Annotated in this window: 13 protein-coding genes; 5 read left to right on the top strand and 8 right to left on the bottom strand. The window is 62.4% G+C overall.

Going from position 1 to position 17,429, the window contains the following annotated elements:
- Positions 1-84: 84 nt before the first annotated feature.
- From AC1DSD_RS17740 to AC1DSD_RS17725, 4 genes are read left to right on the top strand one after another with little or no spacing between them, the layout of a single operon-like run.
- Positions 85-303, top strand: a complete 219-nt coding sequence (locus AC1DSD_RS17740; protein ID WP_478031943.1) for a hypothetical protein — start codon at positions 85-87, stop codon at positions 301-303.
- A gap of 57 nt (positions 304-360) precedes the next feature.
- Positions 361-486, top strand: a complete 126-nt coding sequence (locus tag AC1DSD_RS17735; RefSeq protein ID WP_478031941.1) for a hypothetical protein — start codon at positions 361-363, stop codon at positions 484-486.
- The gene (locus AC1DSD_RS17730) at positions 486-800 is read left to right on the top strand and encodes a hypothetical protein (RefSeq protein WP_478031940.1); all 315 of its coding nucleotides are present in this window, start codon (positions 486-488) and stop codon (positions 798-800) included. Before AC1DSD_RS17735 ends, AC1DSD_RS17730 begins: the two co-directional genes overlap by 1 nt.
- On the top strand, positions 797-1,105 hold the full coding sequence (locus AC1DSD_RS17725; RefSeq protein ID WP_478031939.1) for a hypothetical protein: 309 nt from the start codon (positions 797-799) through the stop codon (positions 1,103-1,105). Before AC1DSD_RS17730 ends, AC1DSD_RS17725 begins: the two co-directional genes overlap by 4 nt.
- Before the next feature lie 54 nt (positions 1,106-1,159).
- Here AC1DSD_RS17725 and AC1DSD_RS17720 read toward each other — a convergent pair whose 3' ends face one another.
- The gene (locus tag AC1DSD_RS17720) at positions 1,160-1,885 is read right to left on the bottom strand and encodes a DUF6629 family protein (protein ID WP_478031937.1); all 726 of its coding nucleotides are present in this window, start codon (positions 1,883-1,885) and stop codon (positions 1,160-1,162) included.
- Positions 1,886-2,080: 195 nt separating this feature from the next.
- On the opposite strand from AC1DSD_RS17720, the gene AC1DSD_RS17715 reads away from it, so the two are divergent.
- Complete coding sequence (locus AC1DSD_RS17715; protein ID WP_478031935.1) at positions 2,081-3,877, top strand: retropepsin-like aspartic protease; 1,797 nt, start codon at positions 2,081-2,083, stop codon at positions 3,875-3,877.
- A gap of 353 nt (positions 3,878-4,230) precedes the next feature.
- On the opposite strand, the gene AC1DSD_RS17710 is transcribed toward AC1DSD_RS17715, so the two are convergent.
- The 7 genes from AC1DSD_RS17710 to ptsP all read right to left on the bottom strand — a co-directional run bounded on the left by AC1DSD_RS17710 (position 4,231) and on the right by ptsP (position 17,379).
- Positions 4,231-7,953 (bottom strand): NACHT domain-containing protein, encoded by a 3,723-nt coding sequence (locus tag AC1DSD_RS17710; protein WP_478031933.1) that lies wholly within the window; start codon positions 7,951-7,953, stop codon positions 4,231-4,233.
- A gap of 149 nt (positions 7,954-8,102) precedes the next feature.
- Positions 8,103-9,521: an AlbA family DNA-binding domain-containing protein gene (locus AC1DSD_RS17705; protein ID WP_478031932.1), complete on the bottom strand. Its 1,419-nt coding sequence runs from the start codon at positions 9,519-9,521 to the stop codon at positions 8,103-8,105.
- 405 nt (positions 9,522-9,926) lie between these two features.
- Positions 9,927-11,888: an ATP-dependent zinc metalloprotease FtsH gene (ftsH, locus tag AC1DSD_RS17700; RefSeq protein WP_478031930.1), complete on the bottom strand. Its 1,962-nt coding sequence runs from the start codon at positions 11,886-11,888 to the stop codon at positions 9,927-9,929.
- A 69-nt stretch (positions 11,889-11,957) separates the two neighbouring features.
- Positions 11,958-12,947, bottom strand: a complete 990-nt coding sequence (gene tilS, locus AC1DSD_RS17695) for a tRNA lysidine(34) synthetase TilS (RefSeq protein WP_478031928.1) — start codon at positions 12,945-12,947, stop codon at positions 11,958-11,960.
- Positions 12,925-13,881 carry a tetratricopeptide repeat protein gene (locus AC1DSD_RS17690; RefSeq protein ID WP_478031926.1) on the bottom strand — a complete coding sequence of 319 codons (957 nt, stop codon included), beginning with the start codon at positions 13,879-13,881 and terminating at the stop codon, positions 12,925-12,927. Before AC1DSD_RS17690 ends, tilS begins: the two co-directional genes overlap by 23 nt.
- Positions 13,882-14,002: 121 nt before the next feature.
- On the bottom strand, positions 14,003-14,989 hold the full coding sequence (locus AC1DSD_RS17685; protein ID WP_478031924.1) for a helix-turn-helix domain-containing protein: 987 nt from the start codon (positions 14,987-14,989) through the stop codon (positions 14,003-14,005).
- A gap of 113 nt (positions 14,990-15,102) precedes the next feature.
- Positions 15,103-17,379, bottom strand: a complete 2,277-nt coding sequence (gene ptsP, locus AC1DSD_RS17680; protein WP_478031923.1) for a phosphoenolpyruvate--protein phosphotransferase — start codon at positions 17,377-17,379, stop codon at positions 15,103-15,105.
- Positions 17,380-17,429: the final 50 nt, after the last annotated feature.

Here is a 17,429-nt window from a genome sequence, read left to right as displayed (position 1 = left end):
CATATAAAGGCTATCGCATCGACGCTCCGGGCACGATGTCGACTGAGAGACGAGACGCTCCCGCTCAACCGCCGAGGAGGTCACATGTCTCGCGCCATCAATCTCAACGTTCCTTTGGCTGAGGTGACTGCCTTGTGCGGCCGCCGCAAGGTACCGATCAGCGCGATCGAGAGCCTGTTGGACGGCGGCACCCGCGTGGTGCTGATGAACATGGACGACACCGCGATCATCGCCCGCGCCTTCAAATCGAAAATCATCAACAAAACGGCACGGCGCGTGCCCGTTTTCTCGCGTCACCGCTGATCGATCGCTACCGCGCCCGCGCCGCGGGCCGGCATCATTATCAAGAAGGAATATTTCATGGCCAAGGCCCAGAAACGCAGCAATCGCGAAATCCGCAAACCCAAAAAGGTTGAGGCCAAGCCCGCGACGCCGCTCGCGGTCGACAAGAACGCGGTCAAGGTGACCCTGGGCAAGAGCTCCTGATGGCAAAGGCCGCCGCGCCCCAGCAGCCTGTGGTCGCGGCGGACGAAGCGCCGCAGTCCGAACAGGCGCCGAAGAAGCCCTTCTTTCGCAGCCGCCGCGATCGACCGCGCCTGACGCCCGAACAAATCGCGCGTCAGGGGCGCGTCGTCTCGTTCGCGCTGCAATCCTTCGCGGGGCCCGCCGCCGCGATGGAGTATCTCAACAGCGATCAGGCCGGGCTGGGCCGGCCGCTCGATTTGGCGATCGAAAGCGCCGAGGGCCTCGCCGCGGTCGAACAGGCACTGGCGCTCCGCGCGCGCCGGACTGACCGATGATGGATCGCCTCGTTCCCTCCGGAATCGTCGAGCAGTGGATGACGCATTTGCGGCTGCAACGCTCGCGCGCCAACGACATGATCTGGCTGATCGAACAGGGCGCCACCCTGCACGACGGCAGGAACGGCGAGCCGCTCCACGACGCGACCGACCGCTGGCTGACCGAACAGCGCGAGGTGGTGGCCGACGTCAACCGGCTCGAGGAATTATACAAGGATATCAACGAGCGCGGGGCGTTTTTCGGCCGGGGGGAGTCATCCGGCGGCACGGCCGGTCCGGGGAAGAAGAAGCCGTCCCGGCATTGACGGGGCGGTTTCCGGCGGGTTGGAGGCGATATCGGCCCCTCCCGCCATGGGCAGTCAGTCAGCCCTCGTCCCACCCGCCTTCGTCAGGCGCAGGATGGGGAAGAGCAAGGCTCTACGAATCGGCGACATGCCATTGGGCGTCTCGACATCGATCTTCAGCCGCCTGAATTGCCAATAGATGATCACGCTCATGATCGCGGCGTAGAAACACCAGACCGAGGCAAAGGCATATTGCTTGACGATCTCCGCGATCGTCAGCGCGACGACATTGATCGCGCCATACCATCTGACGACGCGATGGGTCGACAAGAGCAACGCGCCGCACGTGGCGAGGACATACAGGCAGGATATCCAGAAATTGCCCGTCATGTGGTTGCGATAGGCGATCGAATCCTGCTCGATGAAGCACCGGCTGGGCAGGAAGATCAGCCCGGTAACATCCCACACGCAGACGACCGCGCCGATGCCCGTCAGCGCCAGAATGGCGCCGCGACGCCAGCCGGGCGGCTCCATCAGCGCGACCGCGGCCGGCATCAGCAGCGGCAGGATGCCCTGGGCATAGAGCATGAACAGGAAGGCGACATGGTCGAGCGCAAGCTTGCCGATCCGCCCGTCAAGGCCGAGCCAGACCCATCCTTCGGTAAATTGATGGAGCGCGAACAGCATCGGCACGGACGCGAACAGCAGGGCACGCGGCTCGCGCACGTGGCGAAGCGTCGCAACGCCGATCGCCCCGATCACGCCAGAGGCGATGAAGCTGGACGTGGCCGAAAAGCACATGCGATTTTCTCCGGCCAATGGACGAGAAACCGTGTGGAGCTATTCCCCGCATATAGCCAGCCTGTTGGCGAGCAGGGGTTCGGGGCGCGGCCAGTCGCTCGCATCGACCGGCAGGCCCGGCACCGTAAGTCACGTTAATCCCGTTCAAGACCGGAGGGGTGAGCCCGCGCTATCGCGTCTGCCAAGGAGACGAACATGGTGCGGATGAATTGGATGATCGCCGGCGCGGCATTGCTGCTGATCGGGAGCGCGCCGGCGGCGAAGTGGCAACCCCACGAGACGCTGGTCGCGACCGGGACGATCGCCGCCGAAGGACTGAACGGCGATTGGCGATCGGTCAACGACCTGGGCGACGGCCGCTTCGCCACGCGCACCGACCTGAAAGCGTTCAAGACCGCCGACATTTACGACGGCCGCACGCATTGGCGGATCGGACGATCGGGCGGCAGCCACAAGCTCAACAGCCCGTTCGCTGAGCGGCGGACGCGGACCAGCGCCTGGCTCGCCCGGTTCGGCTGGATGCAGGCCGGGTTCGGCGGCGCACAACGCGCGGCGGCGGTGACGCGGACCGACAAGGGACGGCTTTATTCGGTGCTCACCGCCACCCCGCGCGGCGGCGAGCCGGTCGAATTGTGGTTCGATGCCGCGACCGGCGAGCTGGCGCGCGCGGTCGAGCAGGACTGGTTCTACAAGGTAGAGACGCGCTACGCCGATTACCGCGCGGTCGCGGGGCGGCGGCTGCCCTTCTCGATCGTGCACTCCGACGGCAATAACGAAGAGCGGATCACCATCGACGCCTATCGCCTGCTTCCCCGGGCGCCGGCGGACAGCTATGCGGCGCCGCGCCAGCCCGACGATCACACGATCCCGGCCGCGGGCACGACGGTCGCCGCGACGGTCTTTCCCCAGCTCGAAATCGCGGCCAGCGTCAACGGCCGGCCGATGCACTTCCTGTTCGACACCGGCGGACACAGCATCCTGTCGCCCGATGCGGCGCGCGCGCTCGGGCTCACGCCGGTCGGCGGGACGCGCAGCGGCGGCAGCGGCGCGGGGACGCTCGCGGAGCAATTCACCCGCGTGAAGGAAGTCCGCATCGGCGACGCGGTGATGCGCGATCAATTCTTCTCGATCCTCGATCTCGGCTATTCGACGTTCGAGCGCGGCGCGCAACCGCCGCTCGACGGCCTGCTCGGGCTGGAAGTGGTCGAGCGCTTCATCGTCCGGATCGACTATCGCGCCGGCACGATGACCCTGCTGCCGCGCGACCAGACGCCGACCTGCCCCAGCGGATGGGTGGCGGCTCGGTTCACCAGCGACATGCCGACGATCGAGGGACAGCTCGACGGCATCCGCGCGCCGTTCACGATCGATACCGGCAATAACGGATCGCTGCAGCTCTATGCCCATTGGCTGCAGCAAGCGGGCGTCACCGCGCGCTACAATCGCGGGGTAGAGGCGGTGTCCTATGGTGCCGGCGGGCCGTCGCGAAACTGGGTGAATTACGCGCAGACCTTCGCCGTCGGCGGCGGAACGGTGCGCTATCCGATGATCCGCACGACCGACGACAAGGGCGGGGTCGCTCTGTCGATCAGCGAGGCCGGCAACCTCGGCACCAATATATTGGCGAACTACACGATCACGTTGGATTACGGCCGCTCGCGCGTCTGCATGGACTATGTGCCGGGCTATGCGCCGGTGCCGTTCAGCCGCGCCGGGCTGCGCGCGCTCAAGACCGACCCGGAGACGATCCTGGTGAGCTTCGTCAACGACGGCGGACCGGCGGCGCAAGCGGGCCTGCGCAAGAACGACAAGCTGCTCAGCGTCGATGGCCGCAGCGCGCACGAGCTCGGCGGCGGCGACCTCACGCGGGCGTTCACGCAGGCGCCGGGGACGCGCGTGCGGGTGCGCTATGCCAGGGATGGGCAGGAGCGCGATGCGGAGATTGTGTTGCGGGAGATGTTGGTGGTGCCGGGTGGGGGAAGGGGTGGGTGAGGGTTGGGTTGGGCAGGCGCTGGATAATCTAGGCTCGATTTTTCCGATCGCGTCAGCGCTTGGCTGACCTGAACGCTCCGCGAATTTAGTAAATTGTCACCGTAACCCCGTAACCCCTAATATGCCCCTGGTTCGACCAGGCGCACGCGCCGCCGGACGGCGCGACCGCGACGCGCAAAGCCCTCAGGCCAGCCGCTGTTTGATCATGGCTGGTGATCCTCTCAGGTGTGCTTTGCGCGCGACGACTGGTGCCGCGGGGACTGTCTTACGTTGACGTAAGTTTCGGGAGGGGAGTCAAGTTGATATAACCGGACCGCTCGATGTTGCGCGTCCGCGTGGACCATGTTGGGGAATTAATGCACGAACCACTTTTCCCGCTCGGCGATCTCAAGCAACTTGACCGCTTGCTCGCCAGCTGCGGAGCGCAAGGTCGAATCTGCAAGCGCGAGAATAGACAGCGGTAGCTCATCAAGTGATTCCGAAACTTCCGCAGCGACGGACGGCGGCATAAAAGCATCTCGCTCCGCGCGAAACTGGTACGAGGTCGCCCCGCCACCATAGAGTCGTTTCGCTCGGGGGAGAGCGGCCTTCCAGCGCCGCTCGTCACTGCAATAATTGATGATCGATTGCAGCGCGAACTCGCCCTCCGGCGCGTCGAAGTCAAAATCGCGATCAGCCAATTTCAGAGATAGGGAATAGCGCGTCGCGGAGTCACACCGTAGCCCGACATACATCGTAAGTCGTGGACCCAGTCGAGAAACGGCCGCGACCTCTGCTGCCGTCAGAATAGAGGGTTCGCGTCGGGCCGAAAATTGGATCAGGCGAAAGTCGTTCGTAAGAATCGACCAGTCCTCTGAATCAAGATCGTTTAGTATTTGATCGAGTCTTTCAGCAATCTTAATGATTGTAGATGTCGTTCCCCACAATAATAGTAGTAGTAATAGTCGTCGTCTCTCTGCCGAGCTGTCTTCGGTCAGCTGTTCGAGCCACCAGCGCGCCGCTCCCGAACGTAGTCGAGCGTAGCGAGCCGCGCTGACTAGATTCCACGCATCACGCAACCGCTCGTAACGCCCGGAAATTCCTTTCGCCCGAATGCCAGCGCCTATGAAGGCAATTCTGTCGATCGCCGGGCAATCTCCAAGCGCCTTTCGTAATTTTGATACCAAACTCTCCCAGGGTTCTATAGAAGTTCCGAGAAATTGTCCGCGGGTTTCCATGAATTCTCGATATTCGATTACTATATTTCGGTCGTGCTCGCTTAATACTGCTAATCTGTTCTCAAAATCGTCCTCAAAGTATGAGGGTGGGTTTCCAAAGCGCTGCTGAATAGCTGAGTGAAGAGGTAGACCGGTATCATCGTGTAGAGCTAACGCGTACTGATAAATCCCAGTGACCGTTGCCAACCAATCTAAACGCCCAGTCGGCCTGTGCTCCCCGCGAAAAAAAGGTAGAGGATTGTGCCGGAGAATAAGATAAAGCGCTCGGTCATCTGCAGCTCGACCCTCTAGTAGTTCGAACCTCTTCGCCGAAAGTAGAAAACGAATCGCGAGATCGGCCAAGTCAGCGATCGATCCGCCTAAGTCCGATAAGGACGCGTGGTCAAATACTCCAAGTAATTCACCGGCACGAATCCAGCAGTCATCCGAAATTGAGGTCAAGCAGCTTTTCCATCTGCCAATTATGTCGCCGATCGGTGCGTTGCGTTTGATGGCATTTGCTAGTGCTCGCTGCTCATCGTAATGTTTAGTTTTGATAATCCTTTCCCATAAGATTTCTACAAAGTCGTTCCGCCCGCTCCGCTCGGGCAAGCCTGACCATAACGGCGACCCTTCTTCATCGTTGGCGAGCATCTGACGCAGTTGTGGATACTCCGTAATGTACGAAATTACGTGCTTAACGGCGGGCTGATACTGACTAAAAACCCAATCTCCCAGAAGCATCAGCGCCACGCCGCGCGAATGACTGGTAAGTCTATACCTATCATCTATATCTAGAGTGGTGAGTTCGTGTACGAGAGTCAAAATCTCGCCCTTATTAAAACAGCCGCCGTAAAACCTCGCCACGTTGAGCCAATACGGATTTCCAATAAGAGCCTTAAACCGCTCAAACTTATCGCCTGTAATCTCTCGCTCGTCGGTCGGATATGGCGACGTATCGTATAAATGCCGCGCAACAAAATACTCTCTGAGCGGCTGTACCTCAAATTCGTAGGTTTCCTGAACACGTGAAACTAGCGCGCCAACACGTTCAATAATACCGTTAAATAGTACATCAACGATGGCGGTGTCTTCTCCTTCACGGTCAAGATAAGAGAATAATGTGGCTCTTAATGTTCCGTGCTCTATGCTGCCGTCGCCGCCTGCCTCAGCGTCAGTCTGAAGTTTCCAGGCCAGATAGCGGTGAATGTCTATCAGTAAATCCCGGTTGTCCCGTACCACCTCGCTCTTTTCTGATTCTCGGCTGAAGAACATATCCATGTAAGCGTCATACATACTTGTACGCTTTTCCGGGAGAGACGCCCCTCTGCTGTGTATAAGCGATAGTAGAATGGTTAATTGCATGGGGTTTTTAGCTAGGTACTGGGTGTGTGGTTCACGAAGCTTGGTATCTAGAATTTTCTTCAGCGCTGAGGACTCTGCGTGTTTTAAGCCTTTCGCCTTCGTCCATTTTGCTGTGTATTGATCAATATGGGATCGCTCGAGCGGGAGTAACTCAAAGTAGGACCACTCTTCGTGCGGAAAGCGCACGGACTTGGCAAATGCAGCGGGGCGGCTGGTTACAATTGTTTGCACGGAATATCCGCCCGCATTGACCAACCGGCTCGTTGCCTTTGTAATTTCGCTTACAAGCAGTTCTCGCGTTGTAACGTCTGCCACCTCGTCAAAGCCGTCGAGTGCGAGTAGCAGATGACTCGCCTTCGCGATGGCAGTTAGGTCTGAGACGTTGAAGGTATGGCCGCCAGACAAGGACCGTACTTGGCCGGCTAAAAACCCTTCGAGAGAGCGCGCTTCACCTTCGCCTAATGGTTTGTCACGGGCTTGAAAGGGATCAATGCCCAAAATCCACTTCGCGAGATCTCGCAGGTCAACGCGAAACGGTATCCGGGCTTGGGCTTGCCGGAACTGCTCGGGTAACTGCGCTAACTCCGAATGTTTATCCAGTAGCTGCATTCGAAGCACTTGGCATGCAAACTGAGTAACCGTGGATTTCCCCTGGCCCGGAGCGCCTTCCAGTACGACTTGACTGGGTCCACGGCGCCCCTGCGTTCTTACGAAGTATTCTGCCGATGGACATGCATCCCGGCTTCCGTCGGCGAAGTAAATAGGCCGCGCCCATTTTGGAGTCAGTCGCGGCTCAACGATATAATGATGCTTTCCTCGAGTGTAGTACAGCTCCGGTGATGGTTGAACAGCGGTCATCGGCAGATCAACGAAAAGCTCAGCAATTGTGCTTCGCAGCTCGGTTTGTTTGAATTTCAATTCTTGATCATCGTCATACTGTGATGTCAGGTATGCCCTGATTGCATCTCGCCTTCTCTCCTCTTCCTCGCCTAAAAGGCCGCCAACCAGTTTTTCCAGCAAGTCCGTGGCCTTGAGAATCTCTGGGTAGCTCCACTTAATCGCCGGAGCATTGTCTAAGTGCCGGTCGATATCGTCTCTCCACCAGCAATAGGAGTCGACACCTAGCGCCTTGCTAAGGACTGCATTTATACGGTCAATTGAGCCGGTTCCAGGGTGCGCGGTTCCCTTTAAGTTTGTAATAAGAATATACTTGAACTTTCCCAATTTCTTAAGTTGTTCGACTTTCTTGAGTTCGCTTTTTGCCACGCTCTCAATCATGTCGCGCTCAGATCGGGAGTCTTTGGGATTGCGAACGTACTTGACCTGGAAAACTAGGGATTCCGCCACTGGATCCGCGGTTTGGCGGTGCCGAAACAGATATTGGGTTACAAACGCGTCTCGGCCGCCGTCAGGCTGACCGATGGGAAGGCATTGTGCAGTTGGGAAACTTGCCGAGATCAACGCTTGGCAGAATTCTTGGAATCGCTCCGGCCCGAGCGCGTCGTAATGATACATCGTAAGCTCTCCCCCGCTGGAAGGTTGCGCCACGATATTCGGGACCGCAAGCGTAGGAAGGTTCAAATTGGTGCGAATCTGCCTTCGAATACCGGCCGCTTCGAATTACAGTGGCGGGTGAAACATGCCCCGCGGCCTCGCGATATAGTCTAGTGGGTTCGGCGCTGTCGTTTGTGATCTTCGATCATTGTAATCTGCACGGCGAGGGCGCGGCGGCCAGCCTTTTGAAGTTCGACGGAATAATCAGTCGAGGTTTCTCGCTCCGGATCGACATCTATCCACCCCGGCACACCAAAGGCCTGGGCGATCAGCTGGAAGAGCGAGATGCTGTCGAAGATGACTTGATCGATATCGGTGTTGGCACCTTCGAATGCATCGATCAGATGAAAGGTGTCTGGCCCTGTCCCCGTAAAGGAGGTCACATTCTCCTCTAAGCACACCGGTATCCCATGCACCTCGAAATCGTCGAGGACCGCGGGAATGTCGAGAAAGGGAACTACGCGCCACACGTTCAGCAATTGCGCCTTGGCAGCATATCGGTGCGTCCAGCCCGCCCGTTTCAGCAACCGGTTCTGCGTCTCGACTACGCCGCATAGTACATTGAAAATCATGTTAAGGTCGACGACGCGCGGGTTCTCATGGTTATGCTTGGCTAAAATTTTCGCGAAGCGTTCGATATGCTCGTAGTCTCGAAGTGAATGGCAAAACTGTCTCAGGTCGCGGGCTTCTTGAAACTTGAGGGGGATGAGGATGTCGCTCACGAGCGACGGACGTAAATTCCAGGTCAAGCCAAGATGAAACGGATCGTTGCCTGCCAGCTGTCGCGCAACGAATCCACGACTGGTTGTGTGGACGCTATCGAATGGGATCGAACTGAGGATCGGCTTGTTCGTCCCCATCAAAGCACGCATCTCTGACAATTCAATATCAATCGAGGCATCGCGATCCCGCCAAGGGTCGGCGATCAGCATTAGCCGCAGATACGGACCCTTCTGCTCGTCTTTCGAGAAGTCCGGACGGCGTTCGACGAACGCGCGATAATCCTCACGCAGTTGGTCCGAGCGACGGAACAATTGATCGAGTACGAACCGGTCGCTCTCGGGCTTCGGCTCGGAGCCGTCGGCGACCCTGCGGTAGATCTGTCCGCGCTGGTGAACGTGCGGCGCATTTGTGCCCTGAGGGATTTGGACAGCGATCACGGCATAATCGGCAGCGAGCCCGGTAATGGCGCAAGGCCCCCATATCACTTTTGTTTCGAAGTGGGCGGATGGGTTCATTCCCGTTGCCACAGCCTGCCTGATCCGCTGAAGCGCTGTATCGACATCAGCTCGTGCGATCCCGGGAAATGTGCCAGCGACGGCATCCTCCTTGGACTTCTCCTCAACGCCATAGAAAACCCATCCGCCATAAGTGTTGGCGAAAGCTGAGATCGACTTGGCGATGTCGGCAGCATTGGAAAGTTCGCGCTTGTACTCGACGTACCAACCCTCGGTGACGTTTCGCAGGGCATCGAGGCTTTTCGTCTCGAGATTTTTTAGCTCTTGGTCGAATGGCGAATAAGCAGGCATGATTGGCTCGGTAAATGCGGAAGGGCGTGCCAAGATCGGCGCTAGGAATCGCGGATAACCCTCAATCTACTCACTTCGCAGTAAGCGGCCATATATTGAAATCTTGAGATTGGTAGACAGGCAACCCGATTCATCCAGGTTGCCGCGCAGCTCCGCCTGCCGCCCGATTGTAGCCGCAAGTTGGGAGCCCGGACGAATGTCGGCATTCGGGAATGTCATTCGGAGGCCTGAACGGCGACAATTGGGCGCAAGGACGGCAGGCTGCTTCCAAAGCGATCACGGCAGGCAACGTACGGAGGCCAGCTAGGCCAAAACTAAGACGCCACGCCGACGTACTCACCGAATAGAAAAGCCCTCCCCGCTCACACGGGAAGGGCCTCTCGTATCCCACCAGTCTTCGAACCCTTACGCCCCAGCCGGCGCCGGATTCCCGAACGGCCCCGACGGGCGCCGCGTCTTCGGGATAGACGTCCCGCTGCTCGGCAGGGTCGACGCCGTCGCCCCGGCATCGGGCCGGTTGATGTCCTCGCCCGCGGCGATCTGCTTGATCTCGTCGCCGGTCAGCGTCTCATATTCGAGCAGCGCGCCCGCGATGCGGTGGAGCTGGTCGACATTCTCGCTCAGCACCTGGGTCGCGCGCTTGTGGCCGCCGTCGATCAGCGACTTGATCTCGCTGTCGATCATCAAAGCGGTCTCGTTCGACATATTGTGCCGCTGGGTCTGCGAATAGCCCAGGAACGTCTCGCCCTGCTCTTCCTCATATTCGAGCGGGCCGAGCTTGTCGGACATGCCCCAGCGCATCACCATCGCGCGCGCCAGCTTGGTCGCCTGCTTGATGTCGCCGCTCGCGCCCGACGAGACCTTGTCATAGCCGAAGATGATTTCCTCGGCCGCGCGCCCGCCCATCACGGTGGCGAGGTCGGCGTACATCTTGTCGCGATGGTACGAATAATTGTCGCGCTCGGGCATCGACACGACCATGCCGAGAGCCCCGCCGCGCGGGATGATCGTCGCCTTGTGGATCGGGTCGGACGCCGGCTCGTGGATGCGGACGAGAGCGTGGCCGGCCTCATGATAGGCGGTCATCTTCTTTTCCTCGGGCGTCATGACGAGCGATTTCCACTCGGTGCCCATGATCACGCGGTCCTTGGCGAGCTCGAACTGCGCCATCGCGACCAGCCGCTTGCCCAGCCGCGCCGCCATCAACGCGGCTTCGTTGACCAGATTGGCGAGGTCGGCGCCCGACATGCCCGGCGTGCCGCGCGCGAGCGTGCGCGCATCGACGTCGGGGGCCAGCGGCACCTTCTTCATATGGACCTGGAGGATCTGCACGCGGCCCTCGATATCGGGCAGCGGCACCGTCACGCGGCGGTCGAACCGGCCCGGGCGCAGCAATGCGGGGTCGAGCACGTCCGGCCGGTTGGTCGCGGCGATGATGATGATGCCTTCGTTCGCCTCGAACCCGTCCATCTCGACCAGCAACTGGTTGAGCGTCTGTTCGCGCTCGTCATTGCCATTGCCCAGCCCGGCGCCGCGATGGCGGCCGACCGCGTCGATCTCGTCGATGAAGACGATGCACGGCGCCGATTTCTTGGCCTGTTCGAACATGTCGCGCACGCGGCTGGCGCCGACGCCGACGAACATCTCGACAAAGTCCGAGCCGGAGATGGTGAAGAACGGCACGCCCGCTTCGCCCGCGATCGCGCGCGCCAGCAGCGTCTTGCCGGTACCGGGCGAGCCGACCAGCAATGCGCCCTTGGGGATCTTGCCGCCGAGGCGAGCGAATTTGGTCGGGTCCTTCAGGAACTCGACGATCTCCTGCAATTCCTCACGCGCCTCATCGATGCCGGCGACGTCGTCGAACGTCACCTTGCCCTGTTTCTCGGTCAGCATGCGGGCACGGCTCTTGCCGAACCCCATCGCGCCCGATCCGGACGATTTCTGCATCTGGCGGATGACGAAGAACGCGATCGCCAGCATCAGCACGAACGGCAGCGACTGGACGAGCAGATATTGCCAGATCGAGGGCGTCTCCTCGGGCTTGGCGACGACCTCGACATTGTTGTCGATCAGGCGCTGGACCAGATTGGGATCGGGCACGCCGGCATTGGTGCGGAAGGTGGTATTGTCCTTCAGCGTGCCGTTGATCGCGGTGCCGGCGATCTCGACCTTCTTGACCGATCCGTCCTTCACCTTGGCGACGAAGCCCGAATAGGACAATTGCTGGCCCGCGGGCGTCGACGCGTTATTGCCCAGCATGGCCACCAGCACTGCCAGCGCAACCGCGATACCCACCCAGAGCAACAGGTTCCGGGCCCAGTTGTTGTTGCCGCCGTCCGGGCCGGGCTGCTTGTCGTTGTCGTTCATCGTCGCAAGATACCTTTCGTGCCCTTAAAGATAAGGCACCAAGCCTTAATGGCAATGGAACAACGTCGATCAGAGCAATCGACGCGGTGGGGCTTTGCGAAAACGCCACGCCGCCGGCGACAACGCCACCGCCGCCACGTCGCCCAGCATCGCAGTCTCGCCCGATTCCAGCGCCTTGACCATCCGTACCAATGCGGAGCCGCGGATCTCGGCCGTGGCGTCGATCTGGCGGACGCAATGCTCGACCAGGCGGCGGACCAGCTCGAAGGGTAGGTCGCGCGCGTCGAGCAGCAGCGAATCGCCCTCCGCCGCGATGCGATCCGTCCCAAGCTGACGCACCATCCAGCCGATCGCCTCCTCGGCATCGGCCAGGGCGGCCGCGCTCGCCGCGACTCGCGAGGGGTCGATCCAATCGATCGCGGCGAGGTGCTTGCGCAGCCGCGCGCGGTCGAACCGGTCGCTGACATTGCTCGGATCGTCGACCGCGACGATCCCCGCCGCCGTGACGATCGCGCCCAGCTCGGCGCGGCGCCAGCCGAGCACGGGACGGATCACCCGCCCGCTTTTCGCGCGTACCCCCGCAAGCCCGCCGACTCCGGCGCCGCGGTTCAGCCGCATGATCAGCGTCTCGACCTGGTCGTCGGCATGGTGCGCGGTGGCGATATGCGTCGCGCCGACGGCATCGGCATGCGCTTGCAGCAGCTCGTAGCGCAGCGCCCGCGCCCGCGCCGACAGATTGGCGGTATGGCCCGTCCGCTCGGGCAACTCGCCGCGCAGCACGGCATGATCGATCCCGCGCGCCGCGCACAGATCGGCCACCCACGCTGCCTCGTCCGCCGCTTCGGGGCGCAATCCATGGTCGACCGTCGCCGCGACGCAGCGCTCGCCGAGCAATGCGTGGGTCAGCAGCAGCAGCGCCAGGCTGTCGGGCCCGCCCGATACCGCGACCAGCACGCGGGCGCGCGCCGGATCGCACAATGCCGACAGATCGGCGGCGAACCGCGCGAGTGCTACCGGGTCGACCGCGCGCGTCAGCTCAGGTGCATTTATTGGCGGCACGGCCCTTGTCCGCGTCGGCCTTTTGCGCCGCGGTCAGCTTGGCGCCATAGACATCGCCCAGCTCGGTATAGACGCGGCAGATATCGGTGCGCGGCTTCTTGAGCACGGTCAGCGCCTTGGCCAGGTTGAGCAGGCTGTCGGCGGCGCGCTCGCCATCGGGCAGCTTGGAATAATTCTCGTAATAGATTTGCGCGGCCAGATTGGGCTTGCCGTCGTCCATATAGATCGTGCCGAGCAGATTCTGCGCGCGGCTGACCAGGCGGTGGCCGGGGAATTTGCCGGCATAGCCCTGCAATTGCGCCTCGGCCTCGGGATAGAATTGCGCCTGCCACAGACGATAGCCGTAATTGTACGCGTACATCGCCTTGTCGACCGCGTCCTTGCCGGCGGGCTTGGGGATCGCGGCGACTGCCTTGGCGCGATCGGGGTCATTGGCGGCGGCGGCAGGCTTGGGCGCGGGGCCGGCAGGCTTTGGGCCGGCCTTGACCGGACCTGGCGCCGGACCATCGGTGACCGCGGCGGGATCGGCATCGCCCGGCGGCGGCGCGGCGCGATCCTCCAGCGCCTTCAGACGCGCATCGGTCGCGCGCTTGTAGGCGGCGAAATCGGCCTCGAGCTGCTGCATCTTGTGCTCGTCGGTCTCCAGCCGCCCGGTGAAGCCGGTCAATTCGCTCTCGATCGAGCTCACCCGCTGTTCGAGATCGGCGAGCGGCGCGCTGGCCGGCGTGCCCGCCGCGGTGACCGGCGTATTGTCCGGACCGATTTCGGGCTGCACCAGCGGCCCCGACGTGCGCGACACCACGCGCTCGACCGTGTTCATCCGCTTTTCCAGCTGGCCCAGCCGCGCATCGACCGACCGGTCCTGCGCGTGCGCCGGCGCTGTGATCGCCAGGCTCGCCGCCGCGATCATGACCGTCGTCAACAAACTACGCATACTCATCCCCAGATTGTCCCGCTGTGGTTAACCTACCCCGGAACGCCGGTCCGCGCCACTAGATGTGGTTGGCGTCATTGCCCGATTTGACTCCCCGCGGGCGGGGTTTCGTCCGGCCGGCCTAAGGCGCCGTTGTCGGCGCCGCGGCGGGCAAGGATACCGGGTCGGGCGTCGCTACCGGTCGCGGCGTCGAGGACGCAGTCGGCTTGTCGCTGGGCTGGCGGAAGAAGTCGGGGACTTCGTTCGATCCCGACCGCTTGCTCGGCTTCGCTTCGGTCGTCGGGGCAGCGGCGGCCGGAGTCGGCACGGCGGCAGGCGCCGCGGCATTCCCGCGCGCCTGCAACGCCGCGGCGCTGATCGGCACGTCCTTGATCGCGCGCTTGCCGTCGCCCAGCGCCGGCACCGCCGATCCGTTGATCGTCACCTGCAATTTGTCGGGTCGGCCGATATTGATCATCGGGTTGGCGGCGTCGTTCGGCAGCGAATATTGCTCGCCGGGCTGCATCGTCTTCTGGATCAACGTCTTGCCGGTCGCGTCATAGACGCGCAGCCACACCGCATCGGTCGCGGTCAGCACGACCTGGCCGCCGGCAACCGGGGCGGGAGTCGGCTCGGGCGCGGCGGCGATGCTGGCCGTTGCATCGGGCGTGGCGAGCGCCGCGGGCTCCTCGCCAGTGCCGCGCAGCCAGGTCGTCCCGTACCAGATGCCAACGCCGACCAGCAGCACCACGGCGATGATCGCGGCGATCCCGGCGATCCCGCTCGACGGCACGCGGCGCGGATCGGTCGGCTCATATTCCTCAAACCGCGTCGTCGGCGACAGCGGCATTTGCGGGCTCTGGCGCAACTCCGCGGCGATCGCGCGGTCGTCGAGCCCGACGGCGCGCGCATAGGTCTTGGTGAAGCCGATCGCATAGGCCGGCGACGCCATCCCCTCCATCCGGTTATTCTCGATCGCTTCCAGGTGGCGCATCGGCACGCGCGTCTTGTTGGCGATGTCGGCCAGGGTCAGTCCCAGTCCCTCACGCGCCTCACGCAGCTTGTCGCCCACGGTCTTGGGGAATAGCGACGCCTGATCGGGTGCGCCCGTCGCTTCGTCCTCGTCCATTACCTTCTCCGGCGAATAGGGGGTTGCGACCTTGAATCGCCATCCGCCGGTGACGGCTGTCGGCCAAAGCGGGTAAGACTGTCAACGGCTCGTTAGCGCGTTTTCGCCCCGGCTCAGGCCAGCTCGACATGGTTTTCGGCTGCCCAGTCCGTCAGCACCCCGCGAATGTCGCGCGGTGGCTTGGCCAGCAGTCCGTCCATGAAGCGCATCGCCTTGCCGCGATCGAGGCTGCGCACCATCGCCTTGATCGGGCCGACCGCCGCCGGGGTGATCGACAGCCGGTCGATTCCCAGCGCGATCAACGCCATCGCCTCGAGCGGCCGTCCGCCCATCTCGCCACACACGGTCAGCGCGACGCCGGCTTCATCGCAGGGCGCCACCACGCGCTTGAGGAAGCGCAGGATCGACGGCGACAGCCAGTCGTAGCGCTCGGCCAGCTTGGGATTGGCGCGATCGGCTGCGAACAGGAATTGGGTCAAATCGTTGGTGCCGACCGACAGGAACTGGATATTGGGCAGCAACAGGTCGAGCTGCTCGGCCAAGGCCGGCACTTCGAGCATCGCGCCATAGCGGATCTCGCTCGGCAGCCGCTTGCCGCGCTTGCCCAGCCACTCGCGCTGCGCCTCGAACAGCGCCTTGGCCTCGTCGAGCTCCCAGGCTTCGCTGACCATCGGGAACATGACGTTGAGCTGCCGACCCCCGGCCGCCTCGATCAACGCGCGGGCCTGTGCCTTCATCAACCCGCCGCGTTCGAGCGCGAGCCTGAGCGCGCGCCAGCCCATCGCCGGATTCTCCTCATCCTCGTCGTGATGATTGAGATAGGGCAGCGCCTTGTCGCCGCCGATATCGACCGTGCGGAACACCACCGGCTTGTCGCCCGCCGCTTCGAGCACGTCCTTGTACAGCCGCAATTGCCGCTCGCGCCGCGGCAGGGTCGCCGACACCAGGAACTGGAATTCGGTGCGGAACAGGCCGATCCCATCGGCGCCGGTGACGTCGAGCGCGGCGACATCGTCGCGCAGGCCGGCATTGACCATCACCGTCATCCGCTCGCCGTCGAGCGTAATCGGCGCTTCCGACTTCAGCGCCGCGAACACCGCGCGGCGTTTCTGGCGGACCAGCAATTTGGCGTCGAACGCCTCTTCCATCGCCTGGGACGGACGGACCAGCACCGATCCCGCCTCGGTCACGTCGAGCAACAGCAGGTCACCGTCGGCGATCGTCTGGCGGACATTGCGCACGCGCCCCAGCACCGGCACGCCCATCGCGCGCGCGACGATGGTGACGTGCGCGGTCAGCGACCCTTCCTCGAGCACCACGCCTTTCAGCCGCCGCCGGTCATATTCGAGCAATTCGGCCGGGCCCAGGTTGCGCGCGATCAGGATCGTATCCTGCCGCAATCCCAATTGCGCCGCGGTCCCCATCTGCCCCGACACGATGCGGAGCAGCCGGTTGGCGAGATCCTCGAGATCGTGCATCCGGTCCTGGAGCAGGGGGTCGCCGATCTGGCGCATCCGCATCCGCGTGCGTTGCTGTACGCGTTCGATCGCGGCTTCGGCGGTCAGGCCGGAATCGATCGCTTCGTTGATCCGCCGCGACCAGCCTTCGTCATAGGCGAACATCTTGTAGGTCGCGAGAACCTCTTCATGCTCGCCATCGACGCCGAATTCGGCCTGTTGCGCCATGCGGTCGATCTGCTCGCGCATCTTGTCGAACGCGGCATAGACGCGGTGGCGCTCGGCCTCGGTATCCTCGGCGACGGTATGTTCGATGGTGATGCGCGGCTGGTGATAGACGGCATGGCCGATCGCCATCCCCTCGACCAGCTTGAGACCCTCCAGCCGCGTCGCCGCGGTCGATTGCGGCCGCGTCGCCGCGTCGCCGCGCTGGTCGATCAGGCCGGCATTGGCGATCAGCTCGCTGAGCACCATCGCCACCGTCTGCAGCGCCTCGATCTCGACATCGTCATATTTGCGCGGCTCGGCATGCTGCACCGCCAGTACGCCGACCGCTTGTTCGCGGCGGATGATCGGCACGCCGGCGAAAGAGTGGAACTCGTCCTCGCCGGTTTCCGGACGATAGGCGAAGTCGGGATGCGACGCCGCTTCGTCCAGGTTCAGCGTCTCGACATTCTGCGCGATCGTGCCGACCAGGCCCTCGCCCAGCGCCATCTTGGTGACGTGGACCGCCGCCTGGTCGAGCCCGCGCGTGGAATAGAGTTCGAGCAGCCCTTCGCGCAGCAGATAGATCGAGCAGACCTCGCTATCCAGCGCCTCACCGATGATCCGCGCGACCGCGTCGAGCTTTGCCTGCGCGGACGATCGCGCCGCCATCACATCATGCAGGCGGACCAGGATTTCACGAGCGGACGCAGCGGCGGTAAGCGGCATGTCGAAGCGCTAGCAGGTTGGCGGGGGCGGCGCCATGACCCGACATTCGA

Source organism: Sphingomonas sp. P4_D12 (assembly GCF_056401895.1).
The sequence above is the reverse complement of the archived record's forward strand: the minus strand, read 5'-3'. Positions and strand labels throughout refer to the sequence as shown.

Excerpts from the sequence above, each read along its gene's own strand:
- AC1DSD_RS17690 (WP_478031926.1), bottom strand. The coding sequence starts at position 13,881 with ATGCGTAGTTTGTTGACGACGGTCATGATCGCGGCGGCGAGCCTGGCG.
- AC1DSD_RS17710 (WP_478031933.1), bottom strand. The coding sequence starts at position 7,953 with ATGTATCATTACGACGCGCTCGGGCCGGAGCGATTCCAAGAATTCTGC.
- AC1DSD_RS17740 (WP_478031943.1), top strand. The coding sequence starts at position 85 with ATGTCTCGCGCCATCAATCTCAACGTTCCTTTGGCTGAGGTGACTGCC.
- ptsP (WP_478031923.1), bottom strand. The coding sequence starts at position 17,379 with ATGCCGCTTACCGCCGCTGCGTCCGCTCGTGAAATCCTGGTCCGCCTG.
- AC1DSD_RS17730 (WP_478031940.1), top strand. The coding sequence starts at position 486 with ATGGCAAAGGCCGCCGCGCCCCAGCAGCCTGTGGTCGCGGCGGACGAA.
- AC1DSD_RS17725 (WP_478031939.1), top strand. The coding sequence starts at position 797 with ATGATGGATCGCCTCGTTCCCTCCGGAATCGTCGAGCAGTGGATGACG.
- AC1DSD_RS17685 (WP_478031924.1), bottom strand. The coding sequence starts at position 14,989 with ATGGACGAGGACGAAGCGACGGGCGCACCCGATCAGGCGTCGCTATTC.
- ftsH (WP_478031930.1), bottom strand. The coding sequence starts at position 11,888 with ATGAACGACAACGACAAGCAGCCCGGCCCGGACGGCGGCAACAACAAC.
- AC1DSD_RS17720 (WP_478031937.1), bottom strand. The coding sequence starts at position 1,885 with ATGTGCTTTTCGGCCACGTCCAGCTTCATCGCCTCTGGCGTGATCGGG.
- AC1DSD_RS17735 (WP_478031941.1), top strand. The coding sequence starts at position 361 with ATGGCCAAGGCCCAGAAACGCAGCAATCGCGAAATCCGCAAACCCAAA.
- AC1DSD_RS17705 (WP_478031932.1), bottom strand. The coding sequence starts at position 9,521 with ATGCCTGCTTATTCGCCATTCGACCAAGAGCTAAAAAATCTCGAGACG.
- AC1DSD_RS17715 (WP_478031935.1), top strand. The coding sequence starts at position 2,081 with ATGGTGCGGATGAATTGGATGATCGCCGGCGCGGCATTGCTGCTGATC.